Annotated in this window: 18 protein-coding genes and 1 pseudogene; 3 read left to right on the top strand and 16 right to left on the bottom strand. The window is 31.4% G+C overall.

What is annotated here, in order from left to right:
* Positions 1–3: 3 nt before the first annotated feature.
* From RU87_RS02155 to RU87_RS02085, 15 genes are all read right to left on the bottom strand, one after another.
* Positions 4–378 carry a hypothetical protein gene (locus tag RU87_RS02155; RefSeq protein ID WP_031367045.1) on the bottom strand — a complete coding sequence of 125 codons (375 nt, stop codon included), beginning with the start codon at positions 376–378 and terminating at the stop codon, positions 4–6.
* A 1-nt stretch (position 379) separates the two neighbouring features.
* Positions 380–610, bottom strand: a complete 231-nt coding sequence (locus tag RU87_RS02150) for a hypothetical protein (protein WP_068160541.1) — start codon at positions 608–610, stop codon at positions 380–382.
* A 1-nt stretch (position 611) separates the two neighbouring features.
* Entirely contained in the window at positions 612–1,829 is a 1,218-nt protein-coding gene (locus RU87_RS02145; RefSeq protein WP_068160543.1) for a conjugal transfer protein, read from the bottom strand.
* A gap of 81 nt (positions 1,830–1,910) precedes the next feature.
* Positions 1,911–2,408, bottom strand: coding sequence for a hypothetical protein (locus RU87_RS02140; RefSeq protein WP_068160544.1), 498 nt, complete (start codon positions 2,406–2,408; stop codon positions 1,911–1,913).
* 45 nt (positions 2,409–2,453) lie between these two features.
* Positions 2,454–2,738 (bottom strand): hypothetical protein, encoded by a 285-nt coding sequence (locus RU87_RS02135; protein WP_068160549.1) that lies wholly within the window; start codon positions 2,736–2,738, stop codon positions 2,454–2,456.
* Between the two features lie 77 nt (positions 2,739–2,815).
* The gene (locus RU87_RS02130; RefSeq protein WP_068160553.1) at positions 2,816–3,139 is read right to left on the bottom strand and encodes a hypothetical protein; all 324 of its coding nucleotides are present in this window, start codon (positions 3,137–3,139) and stop codon (positions 2,816–2,818) included.
* The gene (locus RU87_RS02125; RefSeq protein ID WP_068160556.1) at positions 3,132–4,394 is read right to left on the bottom strand and encodes a replication initiation factor domain-containing protein; all 1,263 of its coding nucleotides are present in this window, start codon (positions 4,392–4,394) and stop codon (positions 3,132–3,134) included. The genes RU87_RS02130 and RU87_RS02125 overlap by 8 nt, the downstream gene beginning before the upstream one ends.
* Positions 4,372–4,572 carry a hypothetical protein gene (locus RU87_RS02120; protein ID WP_068160559.1) on the bottom strand — a complete coding sequence of 67 codons (201 nt, stop codon included), beginning with the start codon at positions 4,570–4,572 and terminating at the stop codon, positions 4,372–4,374. Before RU87_RS02120 ends, RU87_RS02125 begins: the two co-directional genes overlap by 23 nt.
* 304 nt (positions 4,573–4,876) lie before the next feature.
* A complete protein-coding gene (locus RU87_RS02115; RefSeq protein WP_197456613.1) occupies positions 4,877–6,175 on the bottom strand; it encodes an FtsK/SpoIIIE domain-containing protein in 1,299 nt (432 codons plus the stop codon).
* A gap of 318 nt (positions 6,176–6,493) precedes the next feature.
* A complete protein-coding gene (locus RU87_RS02110) occupies positions 6,494–7,024 on the bottom strand; it encodes a hypothetical protein (protein ID WP_068160564.1) in 531 nt (176 codons plus the stop codon).
* Complete coding sequence (locus RU87_RS02105; RefSeq protein WP_068160567.1) at positions 7,024–7,335, bottom strand: hypothetical protein; 312 nt, start codon at positions 7,333–7,335, stop codon at positions 7,024–7,026. Before RU87_RS02105 ends, RU87_RS02110 begins: the two co-directional genes overlap by 1 nt.
* Before the next feature lie 123 nt (positions 7,336–7,458).
* Positions 7,459–7,707, bottom strand: a complete 249-nt coding sequence (locus RU87_RS02100) for a hypothetical protein (RefSeq protein ID WP_031367056.1) — start codon at positions 7,705–7,707, stop codon at positions 7,459–7,461.
* A 372-nt stretch (positions 7,708–8,079) separates the two neighbouring features.
* Positions 8,080–8,355, bottom strand: a complete 276-nt coding sequence (locus RU87_RS02095; RefSeq protein ID WP_143471364.1) for a hypothetical protein — start codon at positions 8,353–8,355, stop codon at positions 8,080–8,082.
* Between the two features lie 63 nt (positions 8,356–8,418).
* Complete coding sequence (locus RU87_RS02090) at positions 8,419–8,763, bottom strand: type II toxin-antitoxin system PemK/MazF family toxin (RefSeq protein ID WP_068160572.1); 345 nt, start codon at positions 8,761–8,763, stop codon at positions 8,419–8,421.
* Entirely contained in the window at positions 8,756–9,064 is a 309-nt protein-coding gene (locus tag RU87_RS02085; RefSeq protein WP_068160574.1) for a type II toxin-antitoxin system RelB/DinJ family antitoxin, read from the bottom strand. The genes RU87_RS02090 and RU87_RS02085 overlap by 8 nt, the downstream gene beginning before the upstream one ends.
* A 1,036-nt stretch (positions 9,065–10,100) precedes the next feature.
* On the opposite strand from RU87_RS02085, the gene RU87_RS02080 reads away from it, so the two are divergent.
* From RU87_RS02080 to RU87_RS02070, 3 genes and pseudogenes are all read left to right on the top strand, one after another.
* Positions 10,101–10,448, top strand: coding sequence for a helix-turn-helix domain-containing protein (locus tag RU87_RS02080; RefSeq protein ID WP_068160575.1), 348 nt, complete (start codon positions 10,101–10,103; stop codon positions 10,446–10,448).
* A 1-nt stretch (position 10,449) separates the two neighbouring features.
* Positions 10,450–10,795 (top strand): annotated as a pseudogene (locus RU87_RS09970) (ImmA/IrrE family metallo-endopeptidase); the annotation flags it as partial.
* A gap of 187 nt (positions 10,796–10,982) precedes the next feature.
* Positions 10,983–11,474 (top strand): AAA family ATPase, encoded by a 492-nt coding sequence (locus RU87_RS02070; RefSeq protein WP_068160578.1) that lies wholly within the window; start codon positions 10,983–10,985, stop codon positions 11,472–11,474.
* 65 nt (positions 11,475–11,539) lie between these two features.
* Here RU87_RS02070 and RU87_RS02065 read toward each other — a convergent pair whose 3' ends face one another.
* Positions 11,540–13,363: a DUF4365 domain-containing protein gene (locus RU87_RS02065; protein WP_068160581.1), complete on the bottom strand. Its 1,824-nt coding sequence runs from the start codon at positions 13,361–13,363 to the stop codon at positions 11,540–11,542.
* Positions 13,364–13,643: the final 280 nt, after the last annotated feature.

Here is a 13,643-nt window from a genome sequence, read left to right as displayed (position 1 = left end):
TTTCTAACTCCTTATTTTCTTTATAAGATTACCTTGTGATAGGTAATGTGTGTTTTTTCTTCTACCGTAAATCAACCAATACATGATTTTATCAAACAAATATCTATGAAAGAATTTACCGTCAATCTTTAAATCAGCCACAGGGTCAGCAAAGTTCCAAGCAATTAAAGCCGAAAATATAAATGCCCAATATACTGAAAAGAAAAACAATACTTTCCAAAAGAAAAGCATTGACAAAGTAAACTCTAAAATCAAATAGAAAGCCCATGATAATTTCTTTTCGCCAACCAAAGGTATTGGTGGTAAATATGAGGGTGCTTCTAATGATAATTGGTATGAAAATGTATCCCTATCAGGGTATCTTTCTTTATCTTCCATATTACAAAGCACCAGAAATACCGTTAATTAGTTTACCAACTCCAGAAATCACAGAACTAATCACTACTTTCCATGCTTCAAATGTTGTTGGACTTAGAATACTAGACACTGTAAGTCCTATTAAGCCAGTCATTAATGCGTTTGTCTTATCGCCTTTCGCAAAGGCTTTCAAAGCACCAATACCAGCACCGATTAGAATAAGTAATGCGACAGCGTTTAAAATATTAGTCATTTTATTTTTCCTTTTCTTCTTTAAAATAATCTTGTGAGACACCGTGGTTTAATGTTTTGACAAACCAAGTATCCCCATTTTTCTTAATTGACAACTCAAAATTTTCTTTATGAGTTGAATTGAGACTGTCTTTGAAAGAGACTGTCACAACAGCAGTTGTTGTACCAGAAGTACCTTTGGCATAGTAAGTGTAGAGTAACTTATCAAACTTATAGCCTTTTATACCGACAATATCAGCACTCATAGTGGCAAGTGTTTTATCATCAGTTGTATAAGCCGTGAAAAAGGCTTCTAAGAACGTACCAAACTTTTTAACTTCACTTTCTGTATAGTCTTGTGTTTGCTTTGTCAGAGCTTGTTCTTTAGCGTTGATACCTTGTAACTCGCTTAGGGCAGTCACAAAAGGTGTGTCTGACACATAAAATCTGTCAGCTTTACTAGCAAACGGAATATTAAATTCTACTGATTTATCAAACCATTTACTATTTTTATCAGTTGGTTTTTCTTTTACTTGATAATTGACAACATATGTAGCTAAATTGTTTTCAATTTTAAGTAAAGTACTTGATACTAATTTCATATCACTTTTATTTTCAGGTAGATAAGTCATATTGACATTATCGCCAAAATACTCAGTTAATTTTTTTGAATAATCGCCAGTATTTTGTGACGAGTAGTTAAAATAACTATTAATAAAGCTAGTCATATAAACATTGACTTTATTGTCTGTTTCACTCAATATACGCTTATCAGATACAACTGAGACAGTTGGTTTAGATAAGGCTTTTGACCGTGACATAATGGATAAAGTTGTTGCGCCAACTGACAAGCTCAATAATAAGCCAATTGTGCCATAGACAAGGACTTTACTTTTGAAAGTACCAGAACCTTTAAGTGTGAATTTTTTCTTGGGCTTATTGATGAAAGTAACAGTTTTCTTGTTTTTCTTATCATCTTTAGGCGCAAACAATTCATCTTTCTTAGTTCTGAGTTTTTTCAGTAAACCTTTGTCTTTTTTCTCAGGCACTTTTTCAGGCTCGTTTTGTTTTTCATCATACCGTGCAATGAGTTGTTTAGCTTCTGATAAAGTAAATAAGTCGTCAGGTTTGACCTCACCAAACTCTAACTCTTTAGCAACTATAATTAAATCACTTACTCTGATTTTCATTTCATGCGCAATATCACTTAATTCATAGTAGAGTTCTTCTTGTTCACTCAATTTTTTTACTCCTTTTCATATAACAAACCTTTCTGTTTTGCTATTATAAGAACGCAAATTTTGACATTTGCGCCCCTTAATTTAAAAAAGACCTAAGTCTTTTACATACATATCAATTTGTGACTGGTAATCTGTTTCAGAATAAGTCTCAAAGTTACCGTAACCATTGAAACCGATATAATCATCATTCCAGCCTTTGATATTACCAAAATAAACTGCACGTGCGACATCATAAATTGACATACCAGTTTCTTCAAAAAATTCTTCTGTAAATTCGTAAATCTCTAAGTCAATTTCATAATATCCAGTTGACTCAATTTCACGTAATTTATCAATCAGAGACGAAACATCATACTCCCCACTCCATAGACCAGAAGCATTATCTACATCAAATACACCAAGTTCTAACTCAGGCTGTCCGTTAGTATTGTATTTATCTAAATACTCAGCTTCAATTTTTTCATAACTAGAATAAATAAGCTCCTCAACAGTAAACCACCGACCTTTTGAAAAATTGTCAGGATAACTACCGATGAAGAATTTATCATCTTCAATCATTTCATAAACATTAATTTGCATTTTGTCCTCTTTCTATTGATTAAAATAATACCACCCACATTCAGATTAACTCGCTACATCATTTGCCTTACGTGCAAAAGCATAGGTACGTTGACTGAATTTTTTGTATTGTTCATTAAGAGAATAATAGGACTTGATAACACCCTCTAAAGCGCTATACTCAGCCCCATTTAAATTCTCAGCCTGTTCTTTTAAAATACTATTTAGCTGTCCTGCAATCGTCCACGCTTCATCAAAATTGTGTTTTTCTACCAGCTCCCCTAAAGTACTAATCAACTGTTTAGTTTTTTTAGGGTCAATTTTTGGATATTCTTGTGTTGCATTTGCCATAGGTTATACCTCTTTTCTTTTATTAAAAGTTAGTTTATTTAAAAGTTCAATACCCGCCCAATCATTATTTTAATCACTTACTCCCGATAGAGTAATTTGTCATATTCAATGTTTAACCTTTTGAGTTCTTGCAGTTTTTGGGCCTTAGTCCAACCATAATAGAGATGTCCATAATTAAATTTTCTTCTGTCATGTCGCAAATAGTTATGATCACACAAAATATCAATTTTGATACGCATGATTCGACACGCTTCACTATTGATATTTTTCATCATGATTTTTCTTTTGGCTTCATAACTGCCACGAAAACTTTGGGTACTAGCCTTTAAAGAAGTTTCAATCAATCGTCTTTCACGTGCTTCATTGATTTTTTCAATATCAGATAATGTTAAATCAGTCATATTCAAGTTCACTCATTTCATGGAAATTGTCATAAAATGCCCTCTCCTTTTTCTGTTTAACAATAGAATCTACTAAATGTTGATTTTTTTCATCAAGTTCTTTTTCGTCAAACAGCTCCATTGTTTTGCGAGAACCAGTTAATCTATCGATCTCCATGTTTCTTTTCAAAGAAGCAAAAACAGATGAATCAAGCCATTTTAGTGTTCGGTCATAACTGACTTCCCTAGGTTTATTGACAAAGCCATAACTCTTATCTGAACCAAAAACATCTAACCATTCAATATCCCAATTACCTGTATCGTCCTTAATATCCAAGTAATGAGAGATAATTTGGCCTGCTAAATTTTGTAGTGGAATATCGTTATACCAGAAATCAAAAATAACTTGTGTTGCTTTGTCCCCAAATAACCTTATCTCATAGCGGTTTTTATAACCGTATAATTCATGAATTTCATCAAGATATAAATTACGTGCCATTGACTGTTCTTTATCTTTTTCATAGAAATTGATATAGATCGACTTACTTTTACGTGACCCAAAATACAATGATAAGCCAGTTGAAATAAACTCGCCGTCTTGATATAAGAAACTTTCATTTGAAGAAAACTGCCTGAAAGGTGTTTGAATTTGACCTGCCAACATTTTGTCATAAAGTTTACGTAAGTCATAGTTACCTTTTTTGGAATACATTTCATCAGTCGCTAAATCAAGACGAGTGAATTTTAAGTAATCATCTAAATCTTCAAAATCAGTTACCTGTTTTTTCTTCATAGAAAAATGGAAACAATCTTGAAAAAACTGCTTCCATGTTCTATTTTGGTCTTTGAGTTCCTGTTCAAACTCACGACAACCGCCACCATTAAATTCTACAAGTGTACCCATATCAATATTTTCACTATGTCGTAAAATACGGATACTACCGTAAGACATGCTCATGTTGTAGTTGTGCATACTTGATACATCAATATTGAATAAGTTACTATCCATGAGGAGTAAATCTTCAATCACTTCAAACCATTTTAAAGTTTTAAGTCTAATTCTCAGATAGTCAACACTTGTTTCTAGTTCATATTTTGAATTGTAACTCAGATAATCAAGTAGAACTTGCTTCTTTTTAGAGCTTAATGTCTTTTTTCCAGAAAGCACATTAGAAATAAATACTTGTGAAACACCAACTATCTTACCTACATCTTTTTGAGATAAAAGGTAGTTTTTCATAATACCTTTTAAATCAAAATTTTCGTCTATCGTCATGTTTCAAATATTCCTCTTCTGTAATTTCTTTTATCTGATAGTGTGCTAAAGAAAAATTATTACCACAATAATGAGTGCTAATATCACTTTCGACTTCCATTAAGCTATTAGCGCTAATCACGTATGCTTCATCAAAAATACTCATCTCGCCTTTTACAACAACCGCATAATATTTCATATTTAAACCTATTTTCTAATTTTTTCTTGATTTCCATATAACCAATCAAGCTTGCCTAGAAGCCTTTAAATAAAGAGTTTGTTAAGTTGGTTATATTGTTACACCCCGTATTACAATTCGGGGTGTAAGCTGTTTTGCCTATGCCCTTGCGGGCATAGGCAAAGGTCTTGTAACTGCGTAACAAGACCGTAAAAACCGCACTCAATACGCTTCCGCCTTACGGCTCCGCTTTTCGCCACGTCTTTTACGGTCTCGTTCCACAGACAAGTCCACCGCTCTAAGGTTCCTGTTTTTGATTCTTTTCTCATAATATAGCTTCACTAATAGCTACTTGGTAAGTTTTACCACTCGACTTATAGCTAATTGCCCTTTCAAACATAATTAAATCAGACATACTAAATGTTTTATCAAATTCTTGACCAGCCGTTTCAAACTCAGACTTATACTTTTTGAAAACTCGATAATCAAGTTTCAGTTCATCTGATAGTTCTTTAGCCGTATAAGTTTTAATCACAACATCTTGTTTATTAAATTCTAAATCAAGTCTTTCTAAAGTTTCAAACTCATCATAAAATGAAAATTCTTTAACATCAGGCAATTCAGGAGAGAAAAACTCTCTAGCAGGACTACCAAATACACCATAATAACCACGACCATAAACACGTTCGCCATTAATTTGTTCAATATACTTAAAGTATTTATTTTTGTTTTCTTCTCCAAAAATAACCTCATATGAGAATTGAGACAAACGACCAACTGAAATACGTGTCATGATATTATCTTTAAAGGTGGACGGTAAATCATCAGCTTTTACATTCTGAGTTGCGATAATCGCAAAGAAGCCCGCTTGACGACCTTTCAAGATAATCTGTTTTAAAGCTCCCATAGCCCGCTCAGCTTCTAACATCATTTCTCTATCTTCTGACATCATAGCACGTAAAGAGGGAAACTCATCAATGATCAAAAAAGCAGGTTTCAATTCATATTCTTGAAAATTTCCTAGCTCTTTTTGATTTTTTTCTTTTTGAAGTTGACGCATTGTCGCATAACGAATTTCCATGTTTTCTTTAAACTCAATAATTTTATTAATCATATCAGCTACTTCAAAAACCACCCTATCCTGTAGGACTGGTAATTCAGCTAAAGAAACAAAATCAGCTTGTTTAGGGTCTAGTATCTCGACAAGACCCTCTCTAAGCAGTCCATTTAAAATAGAGCGTAAGAGAACCGTTTTACCACCACCAGTACCACCAGCAATTAACAGATGAGGGTTATGCACAAAGTCCCAAAAGACATCTTCCATAAGGATAAGTCCTTTGTCAACCACACGTACATCTTTAGCTGAGATGCGACCTAAGATAGTGTCCGCAGAATAAACATAGCTAATATAGCCTTTTTCATCTATTCTACCCATCATATCTGCAGAGTACATCACTTCTAAAGCACCGCCAATGTTTAAAAACTTATCTTGAAATTGTCTACCCTCTAACTGAAAAGTTACCACAATAGTGTACTTATTTTGTTTTAGATAGACATTAGGTAGTTTAATTTTATCTGTTCTATCTTTACGTTTTACAGCGTAGTAAATTTTATTTTCTAGCAAATGACGATATAATAATCTTCTATTGGATAGCTTTTTAAAAAACCAAAATTTGATATGAAGCAACCGATACAAAATAAAAGTACCAATAAAACTCACCAGAACTACAAAAAGAAAGTAAACAAGTAAGAAATATAAATTTGAAATCAGTTGTGAAAATAAAAGATAAGTCAAAAGTCCAAATAAAAGCAAAAAAGGCAAAAGTAAAAAAGTAACCGTCATTCTTGATACTACTTTTTCTTTTTTGCCTATTTTTATACCTCTAAAATAGAAAATCTGTTTTAACAATTTCATTTAACACCACTCCCTAAAAATCAAAGATTATTTCTTTTGACTTTCTTCTTTTGGTTTGGGTGGTTGTGGTGCAGGAGCAGTTGAGTGGTCACTTACTTTTCCCAAGCCTTCAGAAGAGACCGTGAAATAATAATCAGGCACTACTTCTTGACGAGTTCTACCATTTGCGGTAGTCACTTCAACACGTTTTGTGCCAGTTTGTAATCGAGCAATAACTTTACCAGTCAAACGGACGCGATCATTCATTTTGAATTTAGTGTCATCAAAGTCTAATGGGACACGAATGTCCATATTGTCTTTTTGGACTTCTGAATAAACTTGCACATAGAGTTGCTCAATTTTATGTGTATTTTCAACTTTTTGTAAGTTTTTATCAGGTTGCTCTTTATCCAGTTCAGCTTGACTGTCATAAATTGCACCAGTTTCAGTATCTTCATAATTGAACCGTTCCGAAGCAATCGTATCAAGATAAGTTAACCCGCCATAAGTTGCTTCAACATCAACAGAATATTCCTTATTGAAAGTATCAAGACCATATTTTTTCTTTGCTTTTGCCATTATTTCATCTCCTCTACACTATCCGCAAAAATGACAGCGGAATCTTTTACACCAGCAATACCCTCATCAAACATGAAGCCACCTAGTTTGGGTTTGATCACTTTCACTTGTACACGACTGTCAGGCACAAAGCCTTTATTAGCAGGTACAACCACACGGAAATTAGGCTCATCTAAACCACTAGCACTATAGACTAACAAATCAGGTTGTGTCATAGTTTTCTTGAGTTTAGTCGGGTTAGGATTGATCCAAATCTTCTTATCCTCGACAATTTCTTCCAGCTTTACTGAAAGTGTTTTTAATGCAGACATATGTTATCTCCTAAAAATAATCATTGTAATCAAAAATAAAAGAACTGGAAGCACAGCCATTTGATTAGTTTAACTTCACGACACGCAGTTTAATGACTTGCTTAGGTCAATATCGTCAAAATTTTACTTATTCTCGTCCTCCCATTGTTTTACCCAAGAACTAAAAATATGATTGAATATAAATGAAAACTCATCTTCTTTGATAGGCTCAGGTTTAAAGCCATTTATTTTTTTAACCAAATTATCTATTTCTTGCCAGCGTCTTTTTTTCTCAGCTTCACGAAAAACAGACCTCATACCGTCTTTTAATTCCTCAACACTAAGTGCTTCAATCTCTTTTCTAGTCATGTTTTCAATTTTTTTATTCTTCATCAGCAACCATTTTATATATATCTAACCTCTCGTAATTTTTATTTTATGTAACTTTCAGGGATTGAACCTGCTATACATTGAACCAAAAACACGCTAGATATTGTAAACGTATAATCTTACCATTAAGAAAAGCCACTAAAAAAACAAGATATTCAATACCTTGTTTTCAATCTCAGTTAATTCAATTATTAGACAGTATATAAGACCCTGTCCTAGCCTTAAGTGATATAATCAGTCATTAATCTCGTTTATATATGGCTAAACAGTTTATGACATGTTCAGGTCAAAATCGAAAAAATAATATTTTGTAACCAACCAAAACAGTTTGACATTTTCTATACCTCCACAAGTTAATACAGTTTCATGACTTGCTCAGGTCAGTATTTTTTTTAAAAGTCTCTTTCTCCTAAATATTGTATTCAATTCCTTTTTTTGCTTATTAGTCAAAGTACTGTTAAATTCTCTCAATCTCCTAAACCAAAAATTAAGCTGTCTTTCTACCTCTTGATATTCCTCGCTAAACCTAACTCTTTCAACTACCAAACCGTTAGGATATGTTGAAAACCGACTACTATTAACTTCAGCAGACCAATAGTCTACCTTTGAATTAAGGTATTCACTTTCTTCAATTTGTTCTTGTGTAATCAAGCTAATCATTCCCCTATCAATTTAAATAACAAAAAAAGACCAGATTTCTCTAGTCAAAACAACTTATTTAATACCTGTCAAAAAATCTATAAACCTTGCTTCATCTTTTGAAGATAGGTAGCCTACAAAATTTATCACAACATATTCTTCCTCAACTTGCCTAATTTTAAATGTATCAATCCAAGACGGTTTATTCAAGCCAGAATAAGCCCAATCTTTTATCTCAAAATACTTAGATTGATAGTAATCAGACTTTGAACTAAATTGACTTGTGATATTGTAATAACTAATAATCTCGTTATCGTATTTCAAAACAAAAGCAGGTCTGGTTTTTGAACCAAATTCCCTGCCCTCGTCATATGCTAAATTAGCAATCATAATGCTATGCTCTCTGACATCTCTAGTCATTGAAAAATTCCTTTATATCTTCTTTTTTGGATAAGTCTAGTTTTTGAACTTGAGAATTTTTGAAAGCCAGATCAGTAATCTTTTTTCTATTACTTATCCTTTCGTCATTAAACCAATCACTAGGATAAGGAGTAGTTATTTCACTATTTTTAAGAGATAGTGGTACTTCTTGTTCATAAGCTGTTTTAGTAATAAACATTTTGAGAGCAGTTGAAATATCCAGACCTTGGCGTTCGAAAACTTTTTGAGCCATATCTTTTATTTGGTCGTCAACTCTTGTAGAAATTTGTATCGTAGTCATGATATACCCTCCTTAATTAACATTATTATATCACAAATGAGTACTTTTTGTGAGTAAACGTGTTTATTTGTTTTTAAATTCATCTGCTCTAAACTACTTACAAGGAAAGTTGGGAAAATACTTATAAGCAGTTTACAACAGACAAACATTGTCTATTGTCATTTTCACAGGAAACAAGCATATCTAAGTTGATACTCATTGACAATTATTTTCTTTATCACTAAAGAAACAAACATACCGAAGTTGGTACTCATTGATAATTGTTTTCCTGACTTAATAGAAACAAGCACATTCATATAGTATGATGTTCAGCAGGTGCTTTCTATCCGAAAATTAAAAAAGTATCAGAATGACTGATACCGTATATTTTGTGTTACATTTATAATCAATATAATCTCTAGTCTTTCATTTTCAAGACATAGTAAAATTGAACCTATCACCGTTTGTACTTGCTATATACAAGGCTGAACTACTTTCATAGATCAGCTAACATCTTACTCATACGAAAAACTTTTAGTCATTTTTCGAGCGCCATGCGTTCCTTTGTTAGACAGGTTTACTACATAGACCGAGATTTACTTTGTGGCTCACTTTTTCAAGGTCTTGGCTCACTAAGTCTATGCAGTGTTCTGAGGACTCTACAATCCCCTATGGGCTTTTTACGGTTCCACCGCCATCATCATTTTGACAACGGCTATACAATCAGTTATAATAAAAGTGTGTAAGTTTTATTATTTGATTGTAGGTCATTATCTCAATGATTATGATTTATTTTTCAAAGTTCAATTATTCAAAGTTTGATTTTTGTATGACTTGATTTTTGTTTTGTCTCCTTTGCAGGATAAATAATCAAGACCTACAAGCTAATCTTTGAATAGTGTTTCTTGAACCAATCGGCTATTTATATTATAATAAGTAGCCTTTTGTTTCAAGAGGTTTTGTAGTTACTTAACTACAATCTAAGTATATAACCATTTTTGTAGTTTGTCAACTACTTTTGATAAAAATATTAAATAATTTTTTTGGAGGATAAATAATGTTTGCTGAAAGGTTAAAATCTTTAAGAAAAGAACAAAATCTAACACAACAAAAAATAGCAGAAAAACTAAACATCAGCCGTGGTAGTTATGCACAATGGGAAGCACAAAGAACTCAACCAAGCTCTAAAAGTTTAGAAACACTAGCAGACTTTTTCAATGTTTCAACTGATTACCTTTTAGGTAATACAGATATTAAAAGCAGAACTTTAGAAACTGACTTAAATAAAACACTTGATACTGTAAGGTCTTTTGACGGTAAACCTATGACTGACTCAGACCGTGAAGTCATAAGAGAAATTTTAAAAAGAAGGCAAAGAGAACGAGAGCAACAAGAAAATAAATAATATGCTCAAAAAAATCACTAGAAAAATTAAAGAGCTAGGCATAGATATTGAGTACGGTTTTTTTGACGGTTACGGCTTTTTTGGAATAGAAGATGACAAACCTATTCTCTTTATAGACGAAAGATTAAACAAAATAGAAACTTCACTCACATTATTACACGAGACAGCCCACTTTCTTAATGGAGATTGTGACAAATATATCACAAATCATTTTCAAAACGATAACCTAGAATTTGAAGCCAACAAATATATGATACAAGGAGTCATGAAATTACTAGATGAAAAATATGAATTTACACCAGAGACAAATTATCAAAAAATTATTGACAGTTTAAATCTTCCCTATCNTATTATAATTGATGAATTTAATAACATTATAGCTGATAAATTTGGTATAATTCCTTACTATGAAACAGATTATTTCTATGAATAAAATCATTTAATAATTTGATATTAAAATATCCTTACATAATTATATGTTAGAAAGATGTTGGTTTATAAATCCAAATTAACTGATGGGAGATACTATACTATATGTCAAAAATAATTGTATTAAGAGGAAACTCAGGAAGTGGAAAAACGACAGTAGCAAATAAATTACATAAAGAATTAGGAGAAGGAAACTTACTAATTTCTCAAGATTATGTACGCCGAACCATGTTACAGGTTAAAGACAAACCAAATAACTTAGCAATTGGATTATTAGATTCAATGATAAAGTATGGTATTCGAAATTGTGATTACACAATTGTAGAAGGAATACTGAGCAATAATAAGTATGGAAAAATGTTACGCGAAAATGTAACAATGGCAGATAATGTGTATGCTTATTATTATGACTTATCTTTTGAAGAAACGGTTAAAAGACATATAACCAAAAAAAATGTAGATTTTAATACAGAAGATATGTTAAAATGGTTTACTCCTAAAGATTTATTAGGTATAAAAAATGAAAAAAGTATCACTAAAGATATATCTGAAGATAATTTACTTGAACTTATACTAAATGATTTGAAACTATCTTAATCAAAATAAGATACATTTTGTGTATAAAATAAAGTCTACAGTTCTTGCTGATAGACTTTATTTTTTTATTTAAGCATTGTATACAAATGCCAAATTGGATAGCTCATTAACTCTTCTTTGTCTTTTTCTAATAGTAACTCAAGCTGTATATCTGCTCCAATCTTATTTTCTAGTAATACGTATGATGCAAATCGAAAAGTTGTATCCATTTCAATATTCTCTGCGATTCTCAATATCTCTTGTAATTCTTGCTTCTTTAATCCCTTAAGTCGTTTATTTATTTGAAATTTATTCAGAAATAAAATTTCTTTCGTAAAATAATGGCTATCCTCATCTACACTATGAATCCAATTAATAAAAGATTGTGCAGTTGTTAGAAATTTATTTTTTTTATCTGGGTTTGTATTATCCACAATATCAGCAGCTCCAATTAATTTTAGAGCAAAATGATTAGCATTATCTAAAACACAGCTATTCAATACTACTTTTTGAAAGGAAGGTAGCATTTTTTCAAATTGTATATTGGTAATCTCGGTCAAATTTTGAGAATCAAGGAGTGTAATTATAGGAAGTGGGCAAATCAAACCATCCTCATATTCAAATTGTAAAAATAATGGGAAATCAAATATGTCAAAGATTTTATATGTTCCCTGTTTTTTATCAACCTTTTGAAAAACACAGGCAAATTTATGATTTTCAATTTTTACTAACTGTAAAATTTCTAGATTATTTTTTAAACCTCGAATTAGATTTTTATTTATCAGTGCAGCTGTCAGCATATCCAGATTATTTTTTTCTTCATCACTCATTTTGGTCAAATCAATATCGCCATCAATCCCAAATAAGTCCATTAGTTTAACAACATCTTTGAATATTTTAAGTCTCTTTTCTTCATATTTGTAGTTAAATCCTTGAATATTTTTCGTACTCTCTATAATTTTAATAGGAGTACCGTTTAATTCAACATTTTCATCTTTAAGAGCATTCAAAAAAAAGGAAAGGTCTCTTACAGCACTTTTAATGAATGGAGAAGATGTAATTTCTACTTTAAATTGTACTTTGGAGACATTGAAGATTATTTTCATCCATTTAGATAATTGCAATATTACTTCATTTTTTCCATGAAGTTCACGTATAACCTTCTCGTAATATATTTTTCCGCTAACTCCTACGGAAATGTTTGCCTCTTCATAGGAAAAAATGTCTGATACATGACCATCCATAGGGATTGAAATATCCAAGTCAGGAACGTTTACATATAAATAAGTGTTGTTATACTTTTTAAATTCTTGAAAATCTGAAATGTCTTTTAACCCATACCCATGAAAAGAAATTTCAAAACCATCTTTACCATATTTTTTTTGGACATCTTCAAAAGAAAGTGGCTTTGTATTAACAAAGCTTATCTGTTTTTGACTATTCAACTGAAAGGTAAAAAAAATATCTCTTACTTTTTCTTTATCATCAGGTAATGCTCTAAACGCTATACTCTTTGTTTTCTGACTCTCTCTTTTTAATTCTTTTAAAAAATCTTGAATCCTTAATGGTTCCATTGCACAATAGTATATTTTACTATTCCCTTGCTTATCCACATAAACAACAAAATAGATAACCCCACCATCTGAAAGATAATTCCTTAAATCTACAACACTAACAGGATATTTTATCTCACTTTTTTTTGTGATACTTTTTTCTTCCCCCTTAACTTGAATACTGACTCTTCCTTTAATATCTTTTTTCTTTTTCCCTTTTTTGTTATAAAGATAGATATTTCCATCCCATGAAGGTTCCTTATCCCCCTCGTTGATGAATGGGCTTAAGTAGTCATTTAGCATTAATACCATTTTTAACTTTGAAACGGAAATATTCTCTATAGCATTAGAATCCACCTTTAACTTACCTCATATTCTTATTTATCATATCAAAAAAATATTCTACAAACCTATTTTAGAATAAAGTAATACAAAAATAAAGCGAAGTTGAACAATGCTTTTTGAATTTTTTTTAAAATATGATATCAAAAAGATATTTTCTCTTATCTCTGTATCAAGAGGGAAGCTCTTTTTGATTTTATAGACTGTTTTGTAAAATTTTTTGATGTTATCCTTAAAAATTAGAATCGATATCATAATTGATGAACTTAAGGGCACCTCTAATAACTACCAATTA

Origin of the sequence: Pseudolactococcus plantarum, assembly GCF_002441715.1 — a bacterium.
In the GTDB taxonomy this organism is placed as follows: domain Bacteria; phylum Bacillota; class Bacilli; order Lactobacillales; family Streptococcaceae; genus Pseudolactococcus; species Pseudolactococcus plantarum.
This window is presented reverse-complemented; position numbering and strand designations above follow the sequence as displayed.

What these genes read in the sequence shown, in the direction of transcription:
- RU87_RS02140 (WP_068160544.1), bottom strand. Translation starts at nt 2,408, where the DNA reads ATGCAAATTAATGTTTATGAAATGATTGAAGATGATAAATTCTTCATC.
- RU87_RS02135 (WP_068160549.1), bottom strand. Translation starts at nt 2,738, where the DNA reads ATGGCAAATGCAACACAAGAATATCCAAAAATTGACCCTAAAAAAACT.
- RU87_RS02105 (WP_068160567.1), bottom strand. Translation starts at nt 7,335, where the DNA reads ATGTCTGCATTAAAAACACTTTCAGTAAAGCTGGAAGAAATTGTCGAG.
- RU87_RS02080 (WP_068160575.1), top strand. Translation starts at nt 10,101, where the DNA reads ATGTTTGCTGAAAGGTTAAAATCTTTAAGAAAAGAACAAAATCTAACA.
- RU87_RS02125 (WP_068160556.1), bottom strand. Translation starts at nt 4,394, where the DNA reads ATGACGATAGACGAAAATTTTGATTTAAAAGGTATTATGAAAAACTAC.
- RU87_RS02085 (WP_068160574.1), bottom strand. Translation starts at nt 9,064, where the DNA reads ATGACTACGATACAAATTTCTACAAGAGTTGACGACCAAATAAAAGAT.
- RU87_RS02110 (WP_068160564.1), bottom strand. Translation starts at nt 7,024, where the DNA reads ATGGCAAAAGCAAAGAAAAAATATGGTCTTGATACTTTCAATAAGGAA.
- RU87_RS02130 (WP_068160553.1), bottom strand. Translation starts at nt 3,139, where the DNA reads ATGACTGATTTAACATTATCTGATATTGAAAAAATCAATGAAGCACGT.
- RU87_RS02090 (WP_068160572.1), bottom strand. Translation starts at nt 8,763, where the DNA reads ATGACTAGAGATGTCAGAGAGCATAGCATTATGATTGCTAATTTAGCA.
- RU87_RS02070 (WP_068160578.1), top strand. Translation starts at nt 10,983, where the DNA reads ATGTCAAAAATAATTGTATTAAGAGGAAACTCAGGAAGTGGAAAAACG.
- RU87_RS02120 (WP_068160559.1), bottom strand. Translation starts at nt 4,572, where the DNA reads ATGAAATATTATGCGGTTGTTGTAAAAGGCGAGATGAGTATTTTTGAT.
- RU87_RS02150 (WP_068160541.1), bottom strand. Translation starts at nt 610, where the DNA reads ATGACTAATATTTTAAACGCTGTCGCATTACTTATTCTAATCGGTGCT.
- RU87_RS02155 (WP_031367045.1), bottom strand. Translation starts at nt 378, where the DNA reads ATGGAAGATAAAGAAAGATACCCTGATAGGGATACATTTTCATACCAA.
- RU87_RS02100 (WP_031367056.1), bottom strand. Translation starts at nt 7,707, where the DNA reads ATGAAGAATAAAAAAATTGAAAACATGACTAGAAAAGAGATTGAAGCA.